The organism is Oceanobacillus polygoni, from assembly GCF_008304605.1.
In the GTDB taxonomy this organism is placed as follows: Bacteria; Bacillota; Bacilli; order Bacillales; family Amphibacillaceae; genus Oceanobacillus; species Oceanobacillus polygoni.
The window spans coordinates 43047-68068 of the sequence record NZ_PIJY01000018.1 but is presented as its reverse complement, the minus strand read 5'-3'; the positions used below and the strand labels follow the sequence as shown (position 1 = coordinate 68068).

Here is a 25022-nt window from a genome sequence, read left to right as displayed (position 1 = left end):
ACATACTTAAAGCATAAAAATTGCAAAGACCGTAGCTATAATTAAACCGCATATAACCGGTATAAAGTTTTTCCGTACGAGTTCCATCACAGATACCCCACAAAATCCGGCAATTGCAATTAAGGAAGACCAAGCAACGATTGTTCCTCCACCTGTCCAAATCGCTCCCATTTGACCGATAGCAGCAAGCGTCGAAGCATCAATTGCACTGTTTTGTAAAGTGGCTGCCAATGCCCCTGTTAACGGTAAACCAGAGAAACCTGAACCATCAAGACCAGTGATAATACCGATTATTAAAAGACTAAAAGCTGCAAGAAATGCACTCTGCGGAAGGTAATCTTGTACCGATTGGACGAGGTCAAATAAAAGTGCTGGCGCATTCTCCTCAACCCCTAGAATACTCCCCGAAAATTCGGGACTTCCTAGAAAGAAAAACCCTGCAATCGGAATCACTGGTCCCATCGCCTTAAATGCAAATACAAATCCATCTGTAATATGGTTGCTAATATAATCCAGTGCGTGCTGTCTCCCATATGCGAATGTAATAATCAATAAGAGAACTGCAGCTACTCCCCCAATGAATGCAGCACCATCGCCTCCTTCTAAACCACTCATCCTACCAGAAAGAAGCTTCTCATAAATCATGAAGCCAACAACACCTAACAATGTTAGCGGAACAATTACAGCAAACGTTTTACTCCAAAACGTAACGTGTTTTGTTTGAGCTTTGTGATTCGAAGATGTAGAAGACTGTAATCCTTTTAAGTCCTTTTCAATTCGTGCATCGCCTTTTTTACGGATTCCTTTTCGCAGCAATACATATGCAAGTAGAATGGCTACACCTCCAGTAACAAGTGACAGAATCATCGCTTTATCAGCAACTGTTGCAATATCAACACCAGCAGATGCAGCAGACAACCCAGGTGCTACTTGAACAATATAATCCGAGGAAAGTGCCATCCCTTGCCCTGCTAGAGCAATTGCAACGGCTGCTGTCATTGCGGGTAATCCAGAGCGTACCGCTGCTGGAACGAGCAACGCACAGATCAATGGAACCGCAGGAGTTGGCCAGAAGAATAGCGAAATAACATAGGTGACACCTACTAGGACAAAAAAGGAAACATGACCATTCACCATCATTTTCTCAAATGGTTCAACCATCCTTCTGTCCGCTTCTAAGTCCCGAAGCGCATGTAAAAGCGCAAGCATAAAGGTGATAATCAGAAATATATTAAAAAGCTCTTGAGCTGCTACTAAATTAGCGCGGAAGATTGTCGTCAGCCCATCTACAATGCTCCCAGTGTAGAAACAGCCAATAATAAAGGTACCTAATAGTGTTGGGAATACAACACCTTTTCTAAAAACCATTGTTAAAATAACAATGAGTGTAAATAAGCCATAAAGCAAATGGGAAAATGTTAAAACCATTCCATATTCCTCCCTTTTGGATGTGCTATAGCCTATGCGTTAAAATCGCAGTATGCGACAGTTTCGTGCACTGGATGTTTTATTCTTTATACAACGGGTACACACTAAATAACCGCTAAAGGAGGAATATCAACATGGAACCATTTGTAAGAGAATATGTAGATGAAACACAAATCAAGCATGACATTGGCAAATTAAAAACAAAAGGTATAACAAAAGACGATATCTATGTTCTTACGCACGATGATGAAAGAACTGGCCGAATAGCAGATGGAGCAGATGCGAACACCATCGGAATGAAAGAAATGGATTTTTCAAGTGCTGTAGGGAATATGTTTAATAGCCAAGGTGATGAATTAAGAACGAAGCTGACAGAAATAGGAGTCTCTACTGTTGAGGCAGAAAATTACGAAGAAGATTTAGATGATGGCAAGATTCTTCTTATTGTCACCAATCATAATTTTGTAGAAGAAATGCTCATTTAAATACAAATAGGAAAATGAGATGAAGCCTAGGCTCCCTTAAAAGTCTTAAGCAAGAACTCAAAGCGGTCTAAATTCTAACCGTCCGTTCTTCTTAAGGCTTAAAGGGAGCTTTTTACATGTACAGTAAGTATATTATGTTACTTGTTAACATCCACTTCCTCCCCATTAAATTTCCTCGCACATGCACGACAATAGAGTTTTCCCTCTTCGTGTACTCCATCAAAGAAATCATCTTTACAATAGACATCTTCCGAGCATTGTACACACGTACCGATTAATTCACGCATTTCATCATCTCCTTCCTAAAAAAATAACCCCTTAATAAAGAGGTTATTTTTCTGTGAGCGAATATATAACGTTTTACGCAGCGTTCAATAATGTTCTTGGCTGCTTGTGGAATAAGAAGAATACAATAATAGCACTGAGAATAAATGATGGAACCATGTAGGATGCATTATAAATTAATGAGTATAACCAAGCCGGCTGACCCTCAACCGCAGATCCAAAGAAAACAATTCCCGCCACATAATGAGCGGCGAAGCGTAACGCGGAACCAACGAAAACACCAAGGGTAATATAGGTTAAATACTTCTCCGTTTCCCCGGATTTAACTGCTTCCTGGATTTTCTTAGCAAAAATACCAGCAAAGCCAAGTACCGTAAATGCGACTGCATAATCAATAAACCCTTGTAGTGGTACTAGAACATAGGCCGTTCCTGTCGCCACTTGCAAAACTCCCCAGAGAAATCCTGAGAGCAATCCGCCCTTAATCCCCCATCGAAACGCTACAATAAAGACTGGGATCATCGCAAACGAGACCGACCCACCCTGCGCCCAAATTTTAAAGGATATTGGAAGAATATCTAAGAGAAGTGCTAATGCTGTAAAAATCGCTACCTCTACTAAAAATAGCGTACGTTTTGTATTCATTGTTACGAACTCCCCTTTTTTAACTATTTTTTTCAACGCAAAAAAGTAATGCCAAGGGAAGCTTTCTGATGGTGACCACAGTTAAGCAGTCTGCTTCGCTCACATTACTTTTTTATTCCATCAAAAAGACTACCATCCCTACGCTAGAATTAACTAACAGGTTCAAAGGGTCTGAACATTTATGTTCACTCTCAGCCAAAACGACTCCCCCTGTAGGCTTTTTCTATTTACTTTTTCGTTACCTGTATTGTACCTTATTTATTTGAATTTAACAATTAATTTACAAACTGAGGAACTCCTCTACATCTTCTACACATAATCCAATAGCACTTTCCCAGAAATCAGCTTTCGTAAGATCAACATTTAAATGCTTCTGTGCAAGCTCTTCTACTGTCATTCGACCAGTATCACGTAATAATGCAATATAGTCATCCTCGAAGCTACCACCTTTTTCCTTCGCATATGCATAAATTCCAAGACTAAACAAATAGCCAAATGTATAAGGAAAATTATAAAACGGAACTCCAGTAATATGAAAATGTAGCTTGGAAGACCAAAAGTTCGGATCATATTCATCGAGACTACTACAGTAAGCTTCCTTCTGCGCTTCAACCATCAATTCATTTAAGCGTTGCGCAGAAACCATTCCATGCTTGCGTTCTTCATAAAAACGCGTTTCAAATAAGAATCTTGCATGAATATTCATAAAGAAGGCAACACTACGCTGAATTTTATCCTCCAGTAAGCTCCTTTTTTCTGCTTTCGTTTGTGCACTTTTTACGGAAGCATCAGCAACAATCATTTCCGCAAATGTTGAGGCTGTCTCGGCTACGTTCATTGCATAGCGTTGATTTAAGCCATTTACATCATTCATTACATGCTGATGATATGCATGTCCAAGCTCATGCGCTAGCGTAGAGATATTTGATGATGTACCAGAATACGTCATAAATATACGCGTCTGCTCACTATCTGGAAAGCTCGTGCAAAATCCGCCAGGTCGCTTACCAGCACGATCCTCAGCCTCAATCCACCGATTTTCAAAGGCCATTTTTGCAAAGTCTGCCATCTTCGGGCTGAATTGTTGGAATTGATCAATAATAAAAGTTGCACCTTCCGTATAGCTTGATGTTTTTACAGTTTGACTTAGTGGAGCACTAATATCATAAATACTTAATTTTTCTAAGCCGAGTAAATCTGCTTTTTTATTTAAATACGCAACAAAGTGCTTTTTATTGTTTGTAATTGCAGTCCACATTGCATCCAATGTTTCTTTTTTCATTCGGTTCATTGCTAATGGTTCCTTTAAAACATGCTCCCATCCACGATGTTTATAGGTCTCTATTCGAAAACCTGCTAGGTGGTTTAACGTTTGACTAAACAATGTGGATTGTTCCTCCCACGCCTTGCTTAACTGCTCAAAAACATGTTTGCGTATCTCGCGATTGGGAGTTGTTAATTTGTTTGACGCTTGCCCTACAGAATACTGCTTACGCTCACCTTCTTCTTCAATTTCAACGGTCATGTTCCCTACGATTGCACCATACATTTGATTCCATGCATGATAGCCATCTACCGCAAGGTCATTAATTAGTACCTCTTGTGACTCAGAAAGTTTTTCTTTCGCCTCTGTTCTGTTTTCGTTTAAAACAAATGCAATATCCCTAATGTCAGGTAGTTGCAATAATGCTTTCCATTTTGATTCATCAATTTTAATTAACTTCTGTTCAAATTTCGTCGTAATTGTTCCCATCTTTGCAGATAAAGCACTTCGCTGCCCAACCAAAATATCTGCTTTTTCATCCTTCACGTTTTGAGCGCTCAAACAGCTTACAAATGCGGACGCCTCGCGAAGCTTTTTTATTGTCGTTTCTAATTTATGTACAATTTGTACGAATTCAGATTCATAATTTTCTTCTTGTGGCTCAAATTGCTCGACCATCACGGAAAGCTTCTTCATTTCTTCCTTTATATAATCAACGAATGCTCGAAATTGTTCTGATTCGCTTCCTCCCGGAAATAGTGTATCCAAGTCCCATCTTGGGTTTAAAGTCAATTGCATAAAATCTCCCCTTCATTTGATAATTTATCCTTTACCCTATCTTCATATTATAACGAAATTTCAGATGATAATCACGAAATTTGGAAATTATTAGATTCTAAATTTTTTACGCACCTATGATTTAAGATAAAACAACAAAAAAATACTTAAAAAGTTTTATCGTCTATTCGACTGGGAACATAACACATAAGAAATGTTAATTTAGTTTTAATTAATATATTTTTAATTAAAAGCAGTTGACAATGGTTAATTATGATTATATACTTAGTGACATAAAGTAATTATAATAATTGGAGGTAGTTAAATATGGCAAAAACAGTTTGGACCGTTGACCAAGTTCACAGTGAGGTTGGTTTCTCAGTAAAGCATATGATGATTTCAAAAGCAAAAGGGACATTTGATAAATTTGATGCAGTAATTGAAGCAGATGTTGAGGATATGACAGATGCAAAAATTGAAGTAACAATTGATACAAATAGTATTAACACACGAAATGAAGATCGTGACAATCATTTACGTTCAGCAGATTTCTTTGATGCTGAAAACCATCCGAACATGACTTTTATTGCAACAGACATTAAGAAAACAGCTTCTAATCAATATGATGTTGTTGGTGATTTAACAATTCGTGGAACTACAAAACCTGCTACACTTGACGTAACGTTTGAAGGACAAAGTAAAGATCCAATGGGCGGAGCAACAGTAGCTGGTTTCAGTGGTACAACAACAATAAACCGTAAAGAATTCGGTCTTACGTGGAACGCAGCAGTTGAAACTGGTGGCGTACTCGTTGGCGAAGATGTTAAAATCCACTTCGAACTTGAACTTCACAAACAAGGGTAACAGCTTAAAGCACAAGTAACTTATGCAAGTCACTTGTGCTTTTAATTTTATACGCTTTTCAAGCTAGTCATCGGCTAGTTGTACAAAACAATCAATGCACCTTAGGCTTAGTCGACAATTCGACCAGATTAATCCACTCTTCCATTAAAGTATTCAACAGTTTCCGAAGAGTAAATCGAGACAATCATTTTTCCATTTTTAGAACTAGCTCGGATTAAAATTGGCTCATTATATAAATTTTTAAAAACAAAATCTGGCCCCCACCAACTAACAGTCGCATCCCTTCCTGGTGGTACATATGGAACACGTCTACTATGTGCATATCTTTCCATAATTTGAATCCCTTTTAGGTCAACGGCATTAAAGAGCGTTGATGATACTTGACAAATCCCGCCACCAATATCTTCTGCCAACTCTCCTTTTACAATCACAGGCGCTTTTTTATAGCCTCTCCCTACTGTTCTTTCTCCAACTACTTGATTAAACGAAAATGTATCTCCTGGAAAAATAACCGTATTATTGACTGCCTCTGCTGCCAGGGCAATATTATCCGATCGTTCTGAATTACGCGGGTTATAGTACGTCGTATAACCTCCGAGTACTTTCGAGCTAATTTCTTTGAGCAAGCCAACATCAACCTCAGGGTAAACTGGATTTACGGGTACATGAAGTTTTCCGTCTTTATCACTATAATATAATTTCCTGAATAAATACTCGAATTTATCCCTGTCCAATGTGACTCCAAGCTTTTCTGCACTAATTCCTCCATCTTTTTGATAAAATGCATTCTGAGGTTCTTGATAAATTTCCGCTTCCAGACTGTCCATAAGCTTGTTTAACTTATTATCATCGATAAAGGAAGCATCAATGACATCTAAACCATATTGTTCAATTTCAACTTTTTTTAAAGTAATCTCCTTGTTATTCAATTGAACAGAACTAGCTTGGGCATGAAGTGGAGTGCCTATTAGTAACAAAGCACATAAAAAAAAGCGCAAAACAACACCTCCCACTGTTAGTATGAATCCAAATGAATAAATTCATTCTTTTAGGAGCTATTCCAATTTCGCGAAGGTGAATTAGCGAATCATTGCACATTAATCCATAGTTTCCTTCTATTGTGCTGTTTCGAAACATAAAGAAAAGACCACCCAAAAAATTATTTGGATGGTCTTTCTCGCTTACCTAAATTCTCGATTATCTTCTAAATAGTCACTCGCAATTCGATATCCGACAAAGGATAGCAATACAAGCAATAACCCGCATAATGGCTTTTTCATTGAAACTACCTCCCAGATTTGTGCTTATTTTATTAAAATTGCTTAGAACAGACGGAATTTACCTTTTTTGAGTACTGTTTTTGCTCCACCCACCATGAATAGTGAACGGTCATCAACAACTTTTTTCATTGCTGCTGCTGCTTTACCTCTTAACTTCGTACCATCAAGAACATTTCCGATTCCATCACTTAGACCTAAGGATGCAACCGTCCCTTTATTAGAGAATACGAAATCTTTTAAAGGCTCATTGCGTAATAATGCAATAATATTATCAGCAGCTGCTGCCCCTTCTTGTGTAGCTAATTGACCTGTTGGTGGGTATGGTCTACCAGACTCTTTATCCATTGTCCAAGAACAGTCACCAAGAATAAAGATATCTTCTTCACCAGGAACTCGTAAATCAGCATCCACGTTTACTTTACCTTTAAACATTTCAAAACCTGATTTTGCTAGTACAGGGTTTCCAGTAACACCGCCTGTCCACACAACAGTTCCAGCTTTAATTAACTCTTTATCGTCACCAACGATGAACCCTTCTTCTGTACATTCTTTAATTGGAGTTCCAATTCTAAATTCTACGCCACGATCTTCAAGCGACTTTTTCGCATATGTAACAAGATCTTCGTCAAATACAGGAAGAATAGATGGTGCTGCTTCCACATTAATGATGCGAGCTTTACTACGATCAATATCGTATTTCTTGCAAAGCTGTGGTACTTTTTCAGCTAATTCACCTACGAATTCGATTCCAGTGAATCCACCGCCACCAACTAGGATTGTTAGGCTATCATCACTAGCATTTTCATCCGTTGCATATTTAGCAAATTGATATTCAATATGCTCTGCAATTAAACGGCTTGAGTCAATATCTTCTATAGAAAATGCATGCTCTTCCATTCCTGGAATGCCGAATGTATTCGTAACAAATCCAAGTGCGACGATTAAGTAGTCGTAGGATACCTCACTGTTTTCCAATACAACACGCTTTTCGTCTTTTTTAACTTCCTGTACGGTATCGTATATTAACCGAACTTTCTTCGGGTTCACTACATCTGTTAGCATGAAGCGAGCTTGGTTTGGATTTATTGTTCCTGCAGCAACCTCATGTAGCCATGTACTTTCATAGTGATAGTTATGTTTGTTAATTAAAACAATCTCCGCTTCTTCCGGCGATAGTTTTTGAGATAGACGTCTTGTTGCTACAAGGCCGGCATATCCCGCTCCAAGTACAACGATTTTTGGTTTACTCATTCATCTTTTCCACCCTTCTACATTCACTAAAATTATTCATAAAACACAAGCGGCACAAGCGCTTTCAATCATTTAACTTTACAAAATCTCCTGACGCTTAAAGCCATTCATAACTTGTCTTATACATAGCTATGATACCAAATTTCTTTAAAATAGGCTAATATTCCTTAACGTTTCTTTAAAAAAACTATTTCCAATCCCATTTATACTGGTCTCACCGTGATTTCATTTACATTTACATAATCTGGTTGCGTCACTGCATAGATAACTGCTTTTGCTATATCCTCTGTCTGTAGAGGCTTTCGTTCATTTGGTAATCGGTCTATATTCCGCTCTGTTTCAACCATGCCAGGAGAAATATTCGTTACCCGTACTCCTGTTCTTGCCAGTTCTTTTTCTAGTCCCATTGAAATTGCACGTACAGCATATTTAGTAGCACTATAAACAGTAGTTGATTTTGTTACCTCTTGACCGGAAACAGAAGAAATATTAACAATATGACCCGTAGATCTTTCTAGCATACTTGGTAAAACCGCATGAATACCATAGAGTACACCTTTAATATTTACATCAATCATCTGATCCCATGCTTTCACATTTTCTTTTCTTACTATACCGTCTCCAACCAAGCCTGCATTATTCACATAAATATCAATCTTCCCAAAAGTTTCTACTGCATGGTTTACCATCACATCTATATGATCCTGCTTTGAAACATCTGTTGTAATAGCTAATGCTTGCCCATTTCCTAAGCTGTTTATTTCTTTTACAACTTCTTCGAGCTTGTCCTTTCTTCGAGCTGCAAGAACAACATTTGCTCCTTCCATCGCTAACTGCTTGGCGATTGCAGCTCCAATACCACTACTTGCTCCAGTTACAACTGCTGTTTTGTCTTTCAGTTTCAACATCTATATTCCTCCTTGAAAATAATATTTCGTTAATCCAATTCCTTTTTACTTTCTTCAGGCGGATCTGTTGGGATTGGCTCCTCAATTGGTGGGTTCATACCTTCTTCTGGATCTGTCGGTTTACCTGAATCATCTGGCTTTTCTGCTTCTCCTTTGTCATCCGAATCTGTTGGTGGATTCTTTGGCTTTTCTTTTTCATTTTCAGGTGGATTAACTGCCTGTTTCGGATCATCTTTTTTCTCATTATCTTTTTTTGCTTTATTCTTGTTTTCATTATTCTCATTAACGTTGTTACCTGTTTTAGCGTTATCTGACTTTTGAACCTGGTCCTTATTTGTTTTCGTTTCTACCTTATAATTACTCGTAGTGGATTGATTGGACGTAACATGATTTCCACTAGTAACTGACGGGCTCGGACGGTCGATTATTACCGTAGCATCTTCTTCAGCCTCTATTAAGTCTTCTTCCATTTCTTCTACTTCCGTTTCAGCTACTGTTCTATTATTTTTCATTGTTAATACGATGTCCTGAAGGGATAGTGATCCAACATTATTATTTATAATAAATGCTGCAGGTGTATGGAGGCTTATCTCCGCTTCTGATTCAACAAGCTCTAACGTTTCCTTTTCTGCAACTTCGTCTACTTTTTCGACCGCTTCCTCCTCTACCTTCCCGTACTCATCCTTTGTCGCTTCTATTCGATAAATTCCAATACTAACTACAAAAACAAACGCGATTAACGTCAAAACGTTAATGACGATAAGTTTTTTATTTCCCACTCCCACTCCACTCCTATATTATTTGTCTAAGATTATCAATTTTTAACCCTTTTGTTCCATTGTAAGCTTTATTTGGGTTATTTTCCAAATTTTTTTATCGTTTTTTTAATTAGTATGATTAAATCGCAGCTCTTTGTATTCAGATCGAACATCTATCTGCATTCTTACCTGCTAAACCCACAAAAAAAGCTGTCCCAATTAGGCAAAATACCTAATGGACAGCTTATCTAATTGGATTAATTTTTATTGCGACATTTTTTTCTTTTCTGAGAATAACTTCCCTCGCTCCAGCCATTTTTGTTTGGCTGCTTTTCTTCTCTTTACTTCCGCTTTTAAAAGCGTTGGGAAACCATCTTCAGCAAAGTCTTGAACACTATCCCAATCTGGAAAAAATAGAACCTTCATATCTTTTGAACCGTCCGTATTACGCCGTTTATTAAGGCATACACCAAAGATTCTGTTCGATTTCTCAAGCATCTGTTTAAAAAGAAGGGGATGTTTTTCCTGATCTCTGTATAGCTCATCAACCATTCCCACATAATGTGAATCATAATTATGGAATGGAGTATCAGCAGCAATGCTATTACTGCTGCGATATACTTTACGGGTGCCCGCGTAGACCCATATTAATGTACCATAACCCAGGTTCTCCTTTGTACTTACGATAACTTTTTTCATGTTCGTCATCCTGTCTCGAGGAAAATTAGCATCGCAAATATAATTCTCAAGATCTCCGTTTATTGAATTATGCTACCTCTACTCTTAAGTATACACCATTTTCCACTTAAAAGCTTGAAAACTTATAAATACTCACTTTTCATTGCGCCCATTTTAGATTTACTTACTTTGAAAACTCCATTTTCCAGCTGTAATAATCATTATTGCTATTTTTTTCATAACTTAAATAGGCGTTGAATTTTTTTCCACCTTTACTCGTTAAACCTTTAACAAAGGCTTTCTTCTCTTTCAACAGTGTTTTTACCATCGTTTTCGTTGGCTTTTTCCGCATCGAGGCCAAATATTTATCATTTTTCCAAATTGCAAATGTACAGCCCTTCTTCCAATTGCTGCACCCAAACGCTTTGAAACCGTCTGTCACCTTGCCATCACATTGTGGACACGTTCCTAACACTTCATTGGTTGCACGGGATGACGTTACCTTATTAATGATAACGTCATCTCCACGCTTAATCATTTCTACCGAATCCGTTGTAAAATGAAAAACGAGTTGAAGAAACTCTTGTTTGCTCGCTTTTCCTTTTTGAATATCAGACAACGCTTTTTCAAGACGACCAGTGAATTCTAAATCGAATAGATTTTTTACAGGGAAAGTCTCAACAAGCCGTTTGCCAAGCTCTGTACAAAGCAAGTTTTTACTTTCCGTTGTAATATAGCCTACATCCTTCAGCTTCTTAATCGTTTCTGCTCTTGTTGCAGCTGTACCAATACTAAAGCCTGTTAAAATACTGCCCATTAGCTCTTCACTATCATCCGATTTATAACTTTTTCCACATGTCTCCATTACACGAAGCAATGTTCTTTCCGTATGATGCTTTGGTGGCTTTGTAACGTGTGAAGTGACGTCAGAACCTATTAAATGGACATGATCCTTCATGTTCACGGAAGGCAGCAATGTATCCTTAGATTGGATTTTCTCAACTTTTTTCCAGCCTTCAATAAGCTGTACCTTTCCTTTTGTATGAAAAACACCAGGTAGGTCCGTATCTAGAATTTTCGTAATCAGCTTTGTCTCCTCATATTCAGCTATTGGCATAAATTGCATGATAAAACGGTTTTTAATTGCCATATATACGATTCCTTCATCTGCTGAAAGTCGTTTAGGCTTCACATATGTTGGAATGATCGCGCTATGACTCTCCACTTTTGCGTTATTAAAGACGCGCTTTGTTTTCATAAATTTAATTTCATCTTTATAAGGAAGCTCCTCGGAATGCACTTTTAATACATGAGCTGTTTTTCCGACTAGGCTTTCTTCTAAGGCGATACTAGATGTTCGTGGATATGTAATCAGCTTTTTCTCATACAGCGATTGGGCAACCTTTAGAACTTTATCAGATGTCCACCCCTTATATTTATTCGTTATAAAGCCTTGCAGATTCGATAAATTGAATAAAAACGGGGGAAACTCCTTCTTCTTCTCCACTTGCTTATCTGTAATGATTGCTTGCTTGTTTTGAATCAGATTATGGATTTCATCTAACAATTCCTTTTTCTTAAATTTCTCCTCTTTATTTTCTATATAAATTCCTTCATATGCATCATGATCCGCTGTCTGAAACGTTGCGGCAAGCTTAAAATAATCCTCTGGCTTGAAGTTAGCTATCTCTTGATCGCGATCATAGATTATTTTTAAGGTTGGTAAGAGCACTCTCCCAATATTTAACGCTTTGCTTTTTCCTTGTTGATATTTTAACGTCGCAACTGAAGTCAGATTGATACCAATGACCCAATCAGCCCATTGTCTACTAATCCCTGCATCGCGTAATGGCTGCATCGCATTATTCGGCTTGAGATTTTCCAAGCCTTGTAATACTTCATTCTGTGTCCATTCATTCAAGAGCAGGCGATAGACCGTAGCCTTTGGCTTCACCCCGCCTCGGTAGATAATACTGTCTCCAATCAATTGCCCTTCTCGATCATAATCACATGCCGAAATAATTGCCTCCACATCGTTTCTTCTCATTAGAGAGTGGATTGTTTTTAACTGTTTTGCAGCTCCCCCATCTGTTTGTGCTCGATTTCGCGGACTGCTTTTCACTTTATATTTAAATTCAGAAGGGATAAAAGGAAAATTATCCATTTTCCAGCTTCGCATTTTTCCATCATAGTCCTTTGCATCGTATAACTCTACAAGATGGCCAAACGCCCATGTAATAAGGTAGTTGTTTCCTTCAAAGTAGCCATCTTTTTTCGTTTTAATTTTCAATGCGTCTGCAATGTTTTTTGCGACGGATGGTTTTTCTGCGAGTATTAATCGGACTCCCATTTCGAATTCATCCCCTTTCCTTTAACGCCATATCCGTTCGTTTTTCACTATCAATTTCTATACTAGAAACATTCGTTCGATATACTATTATGCCATAGATTGCACTTTTTTTCTATTTGTTTCCTATACCGAACATGGCTTAGGCTGGATGGATGAACACTTTCTATTACGTTTCTTTTTTAATTTAACCAAGTTCAATTTCCCCTCTTCTACAAGAATGAACTCCTTTAGCATCATAATTAAATAAAACGTCCTTTTTGTCTCCATCAAAATCACTTTCGTGCACCAGATCTGGTTCTACCGGTGTGTTTGTTAAATCGATATAGTACGCAATAAAACCTTCTTGGTTGCTCATCGATAATACCCTTCTTTGTAAACAGTTCTACAATTGCACCATCATTGCCTTCAGTAACAATCATTTTTTTCAACATAACAAACACCTAATCATCTCCTTAAATCCACTATTTTCAGTTTAATATTGAGTATCAATGTCAATTAAATGATCCACCGCCTGTACTTTATACGCCACTAATAATTTACTCATAAATGGTTAAACTAGCTTCATTGGTGATAATTAAATCACCGGGAATATTCACAGGAGGTGCGATGATGTCTGAGCAAAATAAAAATCGCAACAAGGATAAAGGAAAGCAAAACAATCACAATAAACATAATAAACAAGGGAATGATACGGAATTCGCGAGTGAAAACAGTGAATTTCTCAACTTAGACAATAAGAAAAACAAAAGAAAAAGGTAACATCTTTACTAAAAGCTAAGTCAATAGCCAGATCTTGACTCAGCTTTTTTAGCTGTACGAACAATAAAAAACAAAATTACCCTTGCTTTTTTCAGATTTCTAATGTAAGGTATTACTAATATAATTTTGAAAAATTACATAAATCTATTTTTATTCTTATCCAGAGAGACGGAGGGACTGGCCCTTTGATGTCTCAGCAACCAGCCGATAACGGTCCGGTGCTAATTCCAGTAAGCAACTATCCAAGTTGCTTAGAAGATAAGAAGAATGCTGTGCTATTAAGAGCAATCTTCTTATCGGAGGATTGCTCTTTTTTATTTTTCTATTTGGAGGCTAAACCCATGACAAACAACAGGTTACAAACGAAATTCGTACAACTAGGAAATAAGAGTGATGAAAAAACAGGGGCAATTAATCCGCCCATTTATTTATCTACGGCCTATCAGCACAAAGGGCTTGGACAATCAACAGGATATGATTATACAAGAACAAAAAATCCTACTCGAACTATTTTAGAAGAAGGTATTGCTGACTTAGAGTCAGGTGATGAAGGGTTTGCCTGTAGCTCGGGGATGGCAGCTATTCAATTAGTCCTATCCCTTTTCCGTTCAGGTGATCAAATCATTGCACCAGAAGACTTATACGGTGGTACCTATCGGATTTTCGAACAATATGCGGACACCTACCAAATTGAGACTACCTACGATACATTTGAAACAATCATAAAAACAGAGCGGTTAATTAATGAGCGTACGAAGGCACTTTTTATTGAAACACCTACCAATCCATTAATGCAGGAAATTGATATTCCTAGCTATGCAAAATTGGCAAAGAAGCACAAACTTCTACTCATCGTTGACAATACCTTTTTAACACCATACTTACAACAGCCACTACAGCTAGGCGCGGACATTGTTATCCACAGTGCGACCAAGTATATTGGCGGTCATAATGATGTATTAGCTGGGTTAGTTGTCGCAAAAGGAGATGAAATTTGTGAAAGGCTATCCCAAAATCATAATGCTATTGGAGCAGTCCTCTCCCCTGTTGACTCCTGGCTGCTTATTAGAGGATTAAAGACATTAGCGCTCCGTGTGGAAAGACATGAGGAAAACGCACAAAGCATAGCAAGATTTTTAAAAGAACAACCAGCGGTTACGGATGTATTTTATCCAAATAAAGGTGGAATGCTTTCTTTCTCTCTTAAAGAGGAACAATGGGTCGATCCATTTCTATCTTCATTAAATTTAATCGTTTTTGCTGAGAGCCTTGGAGGTGTAGAAAGTTTTATTACCTATCCAACAACGCAGACACATGCTGACATACCAGAACAGGAAAGATTTCGTCGAGGTATAAGCAATCATTTGCTCCGATTTTCTGTAGGTATTGAGCATGTTGAGGATTTAAAAGCAGATTTACGACAAGCACTATCCATATTCAACGAGGAGGATGAAAAATGAATCAAGTGAAGCGACATGTGGAAACGAAATTCATTCATGGATCACAGCGAGGGGAAACAAGCACTGGGGCTGTAAATACGCCTATTTACCTTTCATCAACTTTTCACCAAAACAGCTTTGATGCATTTGGTCCGTTTGATTACAGCAGGTCAGGAAATCCTACACGTCAAGCTTTGGAAGATAAAATTGCAGAGCTGGAAGATGGTTCACGTGGATTCGCATTTGCTTCTGGTATGGCAGCCATTTCTTCTGCACTATTATTGCTCTCTGCTGGCGATCACGTCTTAGTAACAACGGATGTATACGGCGGAACATATCGTTTTGTATCAGAGGTTTTGCAACGGTACCAAATTGATCATACGTTCGTCGATATGACCGATTTGAATGAAGCGGCACGAGCCATTCAACCGAATACAAAAGCGATTTATATTGAGACACCTTCCAATCCGTGTATGAATATAACGGATCTCACCGGAATCGTAAAAATTGCGAAGGCAAATAATTGCCTTACGTTTGTTGATAATACATTTATGACACCCCTTTATCAAAATCCATTAGAACTTGGGGCTGATATTGTATTGCACAGTGCAACTAAATTTCTGTCCGGACATAGTGATGTGATTGCTGGATTAGCTGTTACACGTGATGAATCACTTGGGGAAAAGCTTGCTTTTATCCAAAATTCCTTTGGTTCAATTCTTGGTGCTCAAGATTCCTATCTGTTACTACAGGGAATGAAAACGTTAGGAGCTCGCTTGAAACAATCTAGTCGATCCGCACAAGTCTTAGTTGACTACTTAAATACGCATCCACTTGTTGAAATGGTGTATTATCCAGGCATAGCCTCGCACCCAGGATACACCATTCATCAAAGACAGTCGAAAGGAACTGGATCTGTCTTTTCTTTCCAATTGCCAAATCGAGCTGCTGCCAAAGCTTTTGTGGATCATGTTCAGATTCCTGTTTTTGCTGTTAGTCTTGGGGCTGTGGAATCCATCCTGTCTTATCCGACGACAATGTCACATGCTGCGATGCCAAAAGAAGAACGTGAAAAAAGAGGCATTACAGATGGATTATTACGCTTTTCAGTAGGGCTTGAATATACGGATGACTTAATTGCAGATTTTGATCAAGCGCTTCAAACTGCCGAAGCTTATACAGACGTAAAAAGCTCCGTTTCGTAATCTAATATAGGTTATGTTTGGGCGAGCTCTGTCCTCTGATATGACAATGCGTAAAGGACAGAGCTACTGCAGCTTAAAAGGCTGGGACCTAGTACGATTATTTACCTTCCGCCACTATCCGTTCCACAATTTCATCCTCAATCACCTTTCCTACTTCTTCATCAAGTAGGTTATTTACCATGATGGAAAAAATCAACCGCTCTCCATTGGGTATATCTAGATATCCTGACAACGTGCTTACCCCCTCAATAGTTCCCGTTTTTGCTTGCACAGAAAACACTTTCATTCGTTCATGAAGTGTTCCGCCAATCATTCGATCCGGATGCCCAGATACTGGAAGCGCATGCAAAAACACAGGAAACCAGTCCTTTTTCTGAACTTCATACAATAATTGAGAAATTTCATTTGCCGGAATCAAATTACTATGTGATATACCAGAGCCATCTTTAATTAACAGATGTTTTACAGCAATGCCTAGCTCCTCCATTTCCTTCTCCAGTACCGGGATACCGCTTTCCCAACTGCCCTCTTTTTGAAGCCTTCTACCCATTTCCTTTATTAACATTTCTGCTATTCCATTATTGCTTAATTTCATAAAAGGAATCAGTATCTCAGAAAGCGGAACGGAATCTTTTGAGCTTAGTACGGTTGCATTTCTAGGGGCCACTCCTATTTTCACTTCACCATCCCAGCCTATTCCTTGCTTCGTAAGAGCGTCACTGAAAAGCCTCATGGCGTATTCACTAGCACCCCATACAGACATCCATTGTTTAACTTTCTCAGAAGCATGTGCAATTTTACCTGAAATTGTTATTCGATTACTGCCATGGTCCCGCTCCACTATCAAATCATCGTCCAGAGCCTCTTCCACCGTTATTGCCCTATTACGAACCATTACATAATCTGTGTCTGGCGATATTGTAAATGTTGGATGCTCTCCAATAACTGTAGGTGTCACTTCGATTAACACAGAACCCGTATCATAATCTTTATTTGGAGAAGCCGTCAAAGCAGAAACTTCTGCACCATAATAATATTGCTCATCCGACCAAACTAAATCACGAGAAAGTCGTACATGATCATACCACGTATCGTCCCCAATAATATCTCCAGTTATCTTATGGATACCTTTTTTCTTTATTTTCTCTGCGAACGTTTCAAAGTCTTCCGTCAGTAAAGTAGGGTCACCTTTACCAACTAGAAAAAGATTGCCTTCCAATGTACCTTCTTTTAACACCCCATCTGTTTGTAATTGTGTAGAAAATGTATAGTCTCTTCCTAATACATTTAATGCAGCTGCGGCAGTTAAAAGTTTCATATTCGATGCCGGATGAAGACGGATATCATGATTATATTCATATAAAACATCTCCAGAAATAGCGGAACGAATACTTATACCAATTAATGCCCCCTTTAGCTTTGCATCTGTCTCGATGTAGCGATTTAATGTCTCCTGCATGTATCTCCCCTCCCTCGATAACACATATCTTACTTACACTATTTCTACATGCCTTCAGCTAATTCCTTTCGTTAGTTACTTACATTTATTTCTTTTATTCATTTTTTTCAAATTTTAGTCCTAGCGCCCTGCCAAAGTTTCCTTCCCTTCATATACTATGGTGTAAACGTAGGCAGGGAGGTGTAAAACATGAGTGATTGTGGCGGCCGCGGCAATAGCAGCTTTGCTTTAATTGTCGTTCTTTTCATCTTATTAATTATTGTAGGAACATCTTTCGGAAAGTCGTACTAGAGGTTGTTATGTAGGGCTAAATTGTGTTCTCCCTTTTTTATCAACTTATTTTCTTTCCTCCTCTCATTAGATAACGGAACCTTGAAGGGATGCTCTAGCATCCTTTTTTTGGTAAAATCTAGTCCTACATAACAGCCATGTTAAATGAACACCTGAGAAGTTTACGAATAACATTTTAAAATCAAAGAAAATATAGGACTTTTTGTATTGTGAATGTAAATCAATCCCATGATATACTATATTCAATCTATTTAGTATGTAAGGGGGATTTATGTGCGTCATACAAAATCAAAACTGAAGCTGTTTTATCTTATTTCCTTAGCTATAGCTTTCGTTCTTATACTAACAGCTTGTGGAAACGAAACAGAAAATGAACAAGAAAATAATACAGAGGGACAAGCAGACAGCTCCACAATTGAAGAAAATCCTATTGTTACCATTACAATGGAAAATGATGAGGAAATCATTGCTGAGCTATATCCTAAAATTGCTCCAAATACAGTGGCAAATTTTATCTCGTTAATTGAAGATGACTTTTATAATAACTTAATTTTCCATCGGGTTATTCCAGATTTTATGATTCAAGGTGGTGATCCTCAAGGAATTGGTACTGGTGGTCCAGGTTACTCAATTCCGGGAGAGTTTCAATCAAATGGTTTTGATAATGAGATAAAGCATGAACGCGGGGTACTATCCATGGCAAGGTCTAGTCACCCTGATTCAGCTGGTTCACAGTTTTTCATTATGGCAGAGCAGTCGCCACATCTCGATGGAGACTATGCGGCATTTGGTAAGGTAATTGAAGGTCTAGAGGTAGTAGATGAAATTGTTGCCGCCCAAAGAGATGAAATGGATAAACCATTAGAAGATCAAAAGATTAAAACAATCACAGTGGATACAAAAGGGTATAGCTATCCGGAACCTGAAAAAACAGAAGATTAAACAATAACCGAAAATCGCTACAAGGCGGTTTTTGGTTACAATCTTTCTCCTTTTTCTAACCTCATAAGTCAACCTCTAAATTTGTAACATGCACACAGAAACATCACTCAAATCATAAAACCACCAACATAGGCCCAATATCCCACCATGTTAAATACTAAATACACCTCTAATTTCAAGAGTCTTCTTGGCTTTCAAGATATAAATCTGGTATAATAATAGTACTAACTATAGAATCAGTTTCGAGAGAGGTAGTAAAAATGAACCATAAAACGAAGCTAGATCAAATATACCAAAAACTGAAGGATATTAAATTTGCCCTCGACGCTTCATCAATCGTTGCTATAACAGATAATAAAGGAACCATCACTTATGCAAACGAAAAATTTTGCGAAATATCAAAGTACAGTGAAGCAGAATTAATTGGAAGCAATCATAATATCATTAATTCGGGCTTTCATCCGAGCTCTTTTTTTAAAGATTTATGGGAAACGATTCAAGATGGGAATGTATGGCGAGGCGAAATAAAAAATAAAGCGAAGGATGGAACTAATTATTGGGTAGACACTACAATCGTTCCATTTTTAACGCCTGATGGAGTGCCATATCAATATATTTCCGTACGTCATGATATTACAACTCGAAAAGAACATGAGGCATATATCGAGCGTATGGCATATACAGATCCAGTTACAAAGCTACCTAACCGAAATCACTTCCGCAAGTGGGTTGAAAATCAGCCCTTACAACCACAAGAAGTCGCAACTGTCTTGTATCTTGATTTAGATCGTTTTAAAGCCATTAACGATAACTTTGGTCATGACACTGGTGACGTCATGCTTAAAGCAGTTGCTAATCGTCTAAAGGAATGTTTGACTGAAACAGACTTCATTTCTCGACAGGGCGGAGATGAATTCATCATTATTGTGAAAAATAATCTTCCAGAGCATGCTGTACAAACATTGGCAACAACTATATTGAAACAGATCCGTTTACCTTATCAAATCGACGAAAAACAGATGTCTACATCCGCAAGTATTGGAATTAGCAGGCAAGCATACGTTTTAAAGGAATGGTCAAGCATTACTTTCATCGAATCCTTGATGAAACAGGCTGACACAGCAATGTATCATGCTAAAAGAAATGGTGGTAACCAATACTGCTTTAATACAGAGGAACAAAATATCTTGCTCGAACGAAATTACCAAATTGACTTAGAATTAAAAGAGGCACTCGGGCGAAATGAATTTACAGTTGTCTACCAACCAATTGTCAATCTAAGAAATAATAAAATTGTTGGTGTGGAAGCATTATTACGCTGGCATAATAATAAATTAGGATTCGTTGGTCCAAATGAGTTCATCCCTATTTTAGAAGAAAACGGTATGATTGTTCCAGTTGGGAAATGGATATTAGCAACCGTATGCAGCCAAATGAAAGTGTGGCAAGAACAAGGAATCATGCTACAGCGTGTTTGTGTCAACGTTTCACCAATGCAATTTAAGGATAAGAAATTCATTTATGACCTACAAGAAATCTTAAATGAATCACTCTTGGATGCTTCTTACTTAGAAATCGAAATAACAGAAGGAACCATTCTTGATATCGAAACATCTTCAAGGACAATTAATAAATTAAAAGAGCTTGGTGTCAATGTCTCGATTGACGATTTTGGAACAGGCTACTCTTCATTAAGCTATTTGAAGCGGCTACCAATTGATACTCTAAAAATCGACAAGTCTTTTATCGATGATTTAGACAGAGACGGCGAAATTATAGCAAATACAATCATAAGTATGGGAAAGAATTTGAATTTCAGAGTGATTGCTGAAGGTATTGAAAGTGAAGACCAACTAAATTATCTTAAAAAACAAAAATGCCACGAAGGTCAAGGCTATTATTTCAGTAAACCTATAGGTGATGGGCAGATCACGGAACTATTCAGTCAATTAGGCTAACCGGTTATCAATAGAACCTGAACACAAAGGAATGCCAGAATCAACATTGATTCTGGCATTTTTTATGCTTTGTTTGGATCCTCTTTTTCTTTTTCTTTCTCTTTAACTTTATCTTTATTGTCATCTGAAGAATCATCATCTATCAAACTATTTGCAGAACTCTTAAATTCACGCAATGTTTGTCCAGCCGCCTTACCGATTTCCGGTAATTTTTTTGGTCCAAAAATAATTAACGCAAGAATTACAATCAGGATTAGACCTGGAATTCCTATATTTGCGATACCCATCTATGTCACCCCCATACTCTATCAATTATACTCCTTTCTGCTCAAAAATTAAATCGAAATGCAGAAAACCGTTTCAGCTACAAATTATGTATCGTTCTGAACAAGCAGTATGGACTATTTTTTTCAACGCTCCAATTCCTCATTAGTAAGTTCTAAGTCTGCAATAATTCGATCTGGTATCATCGTTGTTCCAGGCTTTTCTAATTGCTCATAATTCATATGTACTGCATTGCCATACTTGTCATAAGCAGAATCCGCGGAACCGCATACCCCACATACTTTGCCTTCAAAATTCAGATTATACAAACCATCATAAATATCTTCTACGTCTAACGGTACATCTCCACCAGCCCATGTGTAAATTCCGATAAAATAATATCATAATCTAAGAGTTCTTGAACAGCTATTGGACTCTTTTCAAAGTCCTTTATAACGACGGCGATCATTCTTGACAAAACAAATAAAAGTGGCACCTACCATCAAAATAAATTAATGGAAGGCACCACCCCAATTTTTCAAATCACAAATATAACGTATTCAGTTAGACATACTTACTAATTATGATTAATAACCAACTGTGTCGCAAAACGTATCATCATAGGATCCTCCATCAAGATTTGCAACTGTATGCAATGCTTCAGGGCTCAGGTTTATCATCAAAATGGGATTGAAAGAAATCCCATATCATTGTAGTAGCATCGGGACCGGCTGAATCAACATAAGTCCCCTCTGTACTTCCCCCACTCCAGGCGTGACCCATTCCTTCTACGATAACTTTTCGAACCCAAGGATTTCCTGCTTCGTTATGATAGTCATAAACCGTATAATTTTTCCCATTTGGAACCTGATCATTCTCTACTGAATCTGGTATATCATCCATCCAACCATCTTCCGTTCCACTTGCTGCTAAACTATTGGTTACGGTCCATTGTGTAGTAACTTGGTCCCCGTTGACCGGTCTTACCGTGAAATCAGAAGTTCCATGAAAAACGATAACCGGAACTGGCTTGGCAAATGCTCCCATTGCTTCATAGGCTCCTCTTCCTTGGAGAACAGGATTAGGGCCACCATTCATCATTGCCATAACAGCTTCCACCGTACTCCTAGCAGCTTTATATTCAAGACCTGCCGCAACCGCAACTCCTGAAAATACATCTGGATATGCAGCTGCTAGTAGAACACTCATCGCGCCCCCAGCAGAAAGACCAGTAACAAAAACCTGATCATCGTTCACCATATAATCTGTTTTCACCATATTTACCATACCCACTAGCACACTTAGTTCTCCTGATTCCCTATTTTGATGTGCTGGTTCAAACCAGTTCCAACACCTGCTATAATTAGCTGCTGTATTTTGTTCTGGATAAAGTACTAAAAAACCTCCCTCTTCCGAAAGCGCATTCATATTAGTGCTTGCTATAAATTGATCTGCATCCTGCGTACATCCATGAAGCATCACCATTAGAGGATAATTCTCCGTACCATCATAATTACTCGGTACGTACAGCTTATAATCTTTTCCACCATATGTTCCAGAAATTAAGTTTCCCGATGCTTCCGCTCCCTTTGGGACATACATCGAAAAACTCATCACAAGAATAACCAATAGAAACATGCCTATTCGCTGAATCATATCAATCCCCCATTTCTTCAGATGTTGCCATGATAAATGTATAAAGTTACATATCAGTTACACATTTCAGGGGGATATATACTGAAAAAAATACAACATGTTTCGTTAAAAATTTGAATGTGTTCTATAGTAATGGGACGCACTTGAAACGGGAGCGCTTCTCTTCGATACTCAACTTAAAATCTTCTACAAGAACGATTTCAACTATTCAAACATCCATTAATCAATCACTGTACTACATTCTAGCAATCTCATGAATCAGTGCCTCCATCATAACAGGAAATTCTTCAAACGCATTTTTTATATTTAGACGTTCTGTACGTTTATGTGCATCGTGACCAAATGGACCAACATTAAGTACTGGTGCATTTAACTTCTGCATTCCTTCAAATGGAATTGTATAACTATCTCCCCATACCGGTGTATTCTCTTCAAACGCAGTCCAGCCATCTGCTCTCCCAGCATAGTTGACATAGCTTAGATCACAAAGTCCATTAAAGTAATGAATTCGTTTCATCGGTAAATTAAATTTCTCATTTGCTAACTTTTTAACGAATGCTGTACAAGCTTCAACAAGTTCATTACCAGTTGAATTTACTGCTGGATAATACGGTGGTGCTAAAAGTATCACAATTGCTGGAGCAAGCTCTTGGCATTGAAGCATTAATTTATCCGTTATGCGAAGTGACTTTTCACGCTCATCCCAGCCTTCCACATACTGAATATCCGCTTTTACCTCGTTAACGAAGGTTTCTCCTAACTTCTTCATTGCATAGTTTAATAGATCCTTATAACGAATAACTTTTACCTTGCCGATTGGCTCTACATCGTGCTTCTTACAAATTTTCGTGTATGTTTCATTGCACTTATCTGCAGCTGTTTGAGCCACGCTTTCGAAAATATCCAATACCTCTTTTGCACTACGCTTCATCATAAAAATATTATATAATGCCGAAGACCTGTAAGGCGTTTGCGTTGAATAAAGTAGTCGTAAATCAGTTTGTTGCAACGTAACAGGAAGTGGCGTTGTTTCACCTAGAACAGTTTCTTGAAACTTGTCATTCCATTCCATTTCCCGCGTCAAAAAGGAAGAAATATATGGGGACGTCATCCCACTCAATGGCTCACCAGCATGTGTCTCCTTCCCATAAAACAAAGCAGCGGAGAGTAATTTCCCCATCGTACCAGTATATAAATAATGTGCTGGATCCATTGGTTCTTGTGTGAAAACCGGTTCACTATTTAAAAATAATTTATAGCTAAGCTGATGCGCCTTTTGCAGTTCTAAAAGTATGGGAACAGCATGGCGCATTCCCGAAGAATTTACTTCCTCATCAGGGACGGTTAATAATAACAAATTGATTGGCCATTTTTCGATCGTTGCTTTTTCAATTAAGCTCATATGCATAACGAGCCCCATTTTCATGTCCATGGTTCCCCGTCCAAATAAATAGTCACCGGATTCCAAATCCTTTTGTACATCTTTTGGTAGTGCTTCTTGATTTTCTAACAATACTTTTGTAAGTTCCTCAGGCTGCGTAGCTAATGGTTCTAAAAAGCCATATTCTTCTGTATTCACTGTATCGAAATGGCTCAAAAGACAAATTGTTTCTTTTGCATCGGGATGTTTATATAAGGCTGTTAAAAACTTTCTTCTTAAATCTGCATCATGTAATGCCAAATTATCTGGGTTTTTCTGAAAATACGCCAAGTCCTGTAACTTTGCTTGTAGCTTTATAGGGAATTGTCGCTCCCCTTCTGAAAGCGTCATACTTTTCCAGCTTACAACTTCCGCTAATAGCGCACGTAACTTTTCCGGACGATTCCATTTTAAATCGCTCATATTTTTTCCCCCAATCCCACATGTATAGCTCACACTCGAAGATAACGTTTTCACTTATATAAAACAAACATAACCAAGCTTTAACCAGTAGCCTAAAATACTTTAATCTGAGATAAAACATACTTACTCATGATTATAGCAGGAGACATTTTAAAATAACATATCAACATGTTTTACATGACTTTTTATTTTTTATACCCCTTAAGCAAATTTCATTTCGATTGTAGTTATAA

At 37.9% G+C, this 25022-nt stretch carries 24 protein-coding genes and 2 riboswitches; of the genes, 8 read left to right on the top strand and 16 right to left on the bottom strand.

What is annotated here, in order from left to right; all coding sequences use genetic code 11:
- Positions 1–6 precede the first annotated feature (6 nt).
- The gene (locus F1560_RS06360) at positions 7–1428 is read right to left on the bottom strand and encodes a hypothetical protein (RefSeq protein WP_149473797.1); all 1422 of its coding nucleotides are present in this window, start codon (positions 1426–1428) and stop codon (positions 7–9) included.
- A 134-nt stretch (positions 1429–1562) separates the two neighbouring features.
- Here F1560_RS06360 and F1560_RS06355 point away from each other — a divergent pair, with 134 nt between their 5' ends.
- Positions 1563–1913, top strand: a complete 351-nt coding sequence (locus F1560_RS06355; RefSeq protein WP_149473796.1) for a YflT domain-containing protein — start codon at positions 1563–1565, stop codon at positions 1911–1913.
- 137 nt (positions 1914–2050) lie between these two features.
- Here F1560_RS06355 and F1560_RS22080 read toward each other — a convergent pair whose 3' ends face one another.
- From F1560_RS22080 to F1560_RS06345, 3 genes are all read right to left on the bottom strand, one after another.
- Positions 2051–2200, bottom strand: a complete 150-nt coding sequence (locus F1560_RS22080) for a hypothetical protein (RefSeq protein ID WP_187773651.1) — start codon at positions 2198–2200, stop codon at positions 2051–2053.
- Positions 2201–2273: 73 nt separating this feature from the next.
- Complete coding sequence (gene thiT, locus F1560_RS06350; protein ID WP_149473795.1) at positions 2274–2843, bottom strand: energy-coupled thiamine transporter ThiT; 570 nt, start codon at positions 2841–2843, stop codon at positions 2274–2276.
- 117 nt (positions 2844–2960) lie between these two features.
- Positions 2961–3064: riboswitch (TPP riboswitch) on the bottom strand.
- 59 nt (positions 3065–3123) lie between these two features.
- Positions 3124–4905: a M3 family oligoendopeptidase gene (locus F1560_RS06345; protein WP_149473794.1), complete on the bottom strand. Its 1782-nt coding sequence runs from the start codon at positions 4903–4905 to the stop codon at positions 3124–3126.
- Positions 4906–5211: 306 nt separating this feature from the next.
- On the opposite strand from F1560_RS06345, the gene F1560_RS06340 reads away from it, so the two are divergent.
- The gene (locus F1560_RS06340) at positions 5212–5748 is read left to right on the top strand and encodes a YceI family protein (RefSeq protein WP_149473793.1); all 537 of its coding nucleotides are present in this window, start codon (positions 5212–5214) and stop codon (positions 5746–5748) included.
- 128 nt (positions 5749–5876) lie between these two features.
- Here F1560_RS06340 and F1560_RS06335 read toward each other — a convergent pair whose 3' ends face one another.
- The 7 genes from F1560_RS06335 to F1560_RS22075 form a co-directional block, all read right to left on the bottom strand.
- Entirely contained in the window at positions 5877–6746 is an 870-nt protein-coding gene (locus F1560_RS06335) for a VanW family protein (RefSeq protein ID WP_149473792.1), read from the bottom strand.
- 324 nt (positions 6747–7070) lie between these two features.
- Complete coding sequence (locus F1560_RS06330) at positions 7071–8279, bottom strand: NAD(P)/FAD-dependent oxidoreductase (RefSeq protein ID WP_149473791.1); 1209 nt, start codon at positions 8277–8279, stop codon at positions 7071–7073.
- Positions 8280–8482: 203 nt separating this feature from the next.
- Entirely contained in the window at positions 8483–9187 is a 705-nt protein-coding gene (locus F1560_RS06325; RefSeq protein WP_149473790.1) for an SDR family oxidoreductase, read from the bottom strand.
- A 29-nt stretch (positions 9188–9216) separates the two neighbouring features.
- Positions 9217–9966 (bottom strand): hypothetical protein, encoded by a 750-nt coding sequence (locus F1560_RS06320; RefSeq protein ID WP_149473789.1) that lies wholly within the window; start codon positions 9964–9966, stop codon positions 9217–9219.
- A gap of 243 nt (positions 9967–10209) precedes the next feature.
- Positions 10210–10644: a hypothetical protein gene (locus F1560_RS06315; RefSeq protein ID WP_149473788.1), complete on the bottom strand. Its 435-nt coding sequence runs from the start codon at positions 10642–10644 to the stop codon at positions 10210–10212.
- Between the two features lie 163 nt (positions 10645–10807).
- Positions 10808–12973 (bottom strand): type IA DNA topoisomerase, encoded by a 2166-nt coding sequence (locus tag F1560_RS06310; RefSeq protein WP_149473787.1) that lies wholly within the window; start codon positions 12971–12973, stop codon positions 10808–10810.
- 184 nt (positions 12974–13157) lie between these two features.
- Positions 13158–13328 (bottom strand): hypothetical protein, encoded by a 171-nt coding sequence (locus F1560_RS22075; RefSeq protein WP_187773650.1) that lies wholly within the window; start codon positions 13326–13328, stop codon positions 13158–13160.
- Between the two features lie 254 nt (positions 13329–13582).
- On the opposite strand from F1560_RS22075, the gene F1560_RS22070 reads away from it, so the two are divergent.
- From F1560_RS22070 to metC, 3 genes are all read left to right on the top strand, one after another.
- Entirely contained in the window at positions 13583–13732 is a 150-nt protein-coding gene (locus F1560_RS22070) for a hypothetical protein (protein ID WP_187773649.1), read from the top strand.
- A 153-nt stretch (positions 13733–13885) separates the two neighbouring features.
- A riboswitch (SAM riboswitch) is annotated at positions 13886–13997 on the top strand.
- 76 nt (positions 13998–14073) lie between these two features.
- Positions 14074–15192: a methionine biosynthesis PLP-dependent protein gene (locus F1560_RS06305; protein ID WP_149473786.1), complete on the top strand. Its 1119-nt coding sequence runs from the start codon at positions 14074–14076 to the stop codon at positions 15190–15192.
- Entirely contained in the window at positions 15189–16376 is a 1188-nt protein-coding gene (metC, locus tag F1560_RS06300) for a cystathionine beta-lyase (RefSeq protein WP_187773648.1), read from the top strand. The genes F1560_RS06305 and metC overlap by 4 nt, the downstream gene beginning before the upstream one ends.
- Positions 16377–16473: 97 nt before the next feature.
- On the opposite strand, the gene dacB is transcribed toward metC, so the two are convergent.
- A complete protein-coding gene (dacB, locus tag F1560_RS06295; protein WP_149473785.1) occupies positions 16474–17835 on the bottom strand; it encodes a D-alanyl-D-alanine carboxypeptidase/D-alanyl-D-alanine endopeptidase in 1362 nt (453 codons plus the stop codon).
- 189 nt (positions 17836–18024) lie between these two features.
- Here dacB and F1560_RS06290 point away from each other — a divergent pair, with 189 nt between their 5' ends.
- From F1560_RS06290 to F1560_RS06280, 3 genes are all read left to right on the top strand, one after another.
- Positions 18025–18126 carry a YjcZ family sporulation protein gene (locus F1560_RS06290; RefSeq protein ID WP_095308365.1) on the top strand — a complete coding sequence of 34 codons (102 nt, stop codon included), beginning with the start codon at positions 18025–18027 and terminating at the stop codon, positions 18124–18126.
- Between the two features lie 267 nt (positions 18127–18393).
- Positions 18394–19068 carry a peptidylprolyl isomerase gene (locus F1560_RS06285; protein ID WP_420874444.1) on the top strand — a complete coding sequence of 225 codons (675 nt, stop codon included), beginning with the start codon at positions 18394–18396 and terminating at the stop codon, positions 19066–19068.
- 260 nt (positions 19069–19328) lie between these two features.
- A complete protein-coding gene (locus F1560_RS06280; protein ID WP_149473784.1) occupies positions 19329–21026 on the top strand; it encodes a sensor domain-containing protein in 1698 nt (565 codons plus the stop codon).
- Between the two features lie 62 nt (positions 21027–21088).
- Here F1560_RS06280 and tatA read toward each other — a convergent pair whose 3' ends face one another.
- The 4 genes from tatA to F1560_RS06260 all read right to left on the bottom strand — a co-directional run bounded on the left by tatA (position 21089) and on the right by F1560_RS06260 (position 24789).
- Entirely contained in the window at positions 21089–21313 is a 225-nt protein-coding gene (gene tatA, locus F1560_RS06275) for a twin-arginine translocase TatA/TatE family subunit (protein WP_149473783.1), read from the bottom strand.
- Between the two features lie 123 nt (positions 21314–21436).
- Entirely contained in the window at positions 21437–21619 is a 183-nt protein-coding gene (locus F1560_RS06270; RefSeq protein WP_149473782.1) for an NADPH-dependent FMN reductase family protein, read from the bottom strand.
- Between the two features lie 331 nt (positions 21620–21950).
- Positions 21951–22946 carry an extracellular catalytic domain type 1 short-chain-length polyhydroxyalkanoate depolymerase gene (locus F1560_RS06265; RefSeq protein ID WP_245347726.1) on the bottom strand — a complete coding sequence of 332 codons (996 nt, stop codon included), beginning with the start codon at positions 22944–22946 and terminating at the stop codon, positions 21951–21953.
- A gap of 235 nt (positions 22947–23181) precedes the next feature.
- Complete coding sequence (locus tag F1560_RS06260) at positions 23182–24789, bottom strand: M20/M25/M40 family metallo-hydrolase (protein WP_149473781.1); 1608 nt, start codon at positions 24787–24789, stop codon at positions 23182–23184.
- Positions 24790–25022: the final 233 nt, after the last annotated feature.

Excerpts from the sequence above, each read along its gene's own strand:
- F1560_RS06360 (WP_149473797.1), bottom strand. The coding sequence starts at position 1,428 with ATGGTTTTAACATTTTCCCATTTGCTTTATGGCTTATTTACACTCATT.
- F1560_RS06355 (WP_149473796.1), top strand. The coding sequence starts at position 1,563 with ATGGAACCATTTGTAAGAGAATATGTAGATGAAACACAAATCAAGCAT.
- F1560_RS22080 (WP_187773651.1), bottom strand. The coding sequence starts at position 2,200 with ATGCGTGAATTAATCGGTACGTGTGTACAATGCTCGGAAGATGTCTAT.
- thiT (WP_149473795.1), bottom strand. The coding sequence starts at position 2,843 with ATGAATACAAAACGTACGCTATTTTTAGTAGAGGTAGCGATTTTTACA.
- F1560_RS06345 (WP_149473794.1), bottom strand. The coding sequence starts at position 4,905 with ATGCAATTGACTTTAAACCCAAGATGGGACTTGGATACACTATTTCCG.
- F1560_RS06340 (WP_149473793.1), top strand. The coding sequence starts at position 5,212 with ATGGCAAAAACAGTTTGGACCGTTGACCAAGTTCACAGTGAGGTTGGT.
- F1560_RS06330 (WP_149473791.1), bottom strand. The coding sequence starts at position 8,279 with ATGAGTAAACCAAAAATCGTTGTACTTGGAGCGGGATATGCCGGCCTT.
- F1560_RS06325 (WP_149473790.1), bottom strand. The coding sequence starts at position 9,187 with ATGTTGAAACTGAAAGACAAAACAGCAGTTGTAACTGGAGCAAGTAGT.
- F1560_RS06315 (WP_149473788.1), bottom strand. The coding sequence starts at position 10,644 with ATGAAAAAAGTTATCGTAAGTACAAAGGAGAACCTGGGTTATGGTACA.
- F1560_RS06310 (WP_149473787.1), bottom strand. The coding sequence starts at position 12,973 with ATGGGAGTCCGATTAATACTCGCAGAAAAACCATCCGTCGCAAAAAAC.
- F1560_RS22075 (WP_187773650.1), bottom strand. The coding sequence starts at position 13,328 with ATGAGCAACCAAGAAGGTTTTATTGCGTACTATATCGATTTAACAAAC.
- F1560_RS22070 (WP_187773649.1), top strand. The coding sequence starts at position 13,583 with ATGTCTGAGCAAAATAAAAATCGCAACAAGGATAAAGGAAAGCAAAAC.
- F1560_RS06305 (WP_149473786.1), top strand. The coding sequence starts at position 14,074 with ATGACAAACAACAGGTTACAAACGAAATTCGTACAACTAGGAAATAAG.
- metC (WP_187773648.1), top strand. The coding sequence starts at position 15,189 with ATGAATCAAGTGAAGCGACATGTGGAAACGAAATTCATTCATGGATCA.
- dacB (WP_149473785.1), bottom strand. The coding sequence starts at position 17,835 with ATGCAGGAGACATTAAATCGCTACATCGAGACAGATGCAAAGCTAAAG.
- F1560_RS06290 (WP_095308365.1), top strand. The coding sequence starts at position 18,025 with ATGAGTGATTGTGGCGGCCGCGGCAATAGCAGCTTTGCTTTAATTGTC.
- F1560_RS06280 (WP_149473784.1), top strand. The coding sequence starts at position 19,329 with ATGAACCATAAAACGAAGCTAGATCAAATATACCAAAAACTGAAGGAT.
- tatA (WP_149473783.1), bottom strand. The coding sequence starts at position 21,313 with ATGGGTATCGCAAATATAGGAATTCCAGGTCTAATCCTGATTGTAATT.
- F1560_RS06265 (WP_245347726.1), bottom strand. The coding sequence starts at position 22,946 with ATGATTCAGCGAATAGGCATGTTTCTATTGGTTATTCTTGTGATGAGT.
- F1560_RS06260 (WP_149473781.1), bottom strand. The coding sequence starts at position 24,789 with ATGAGCGATTTAAAATGGAATCGTCCGGAAAAGTTACGTGCGCTATTA.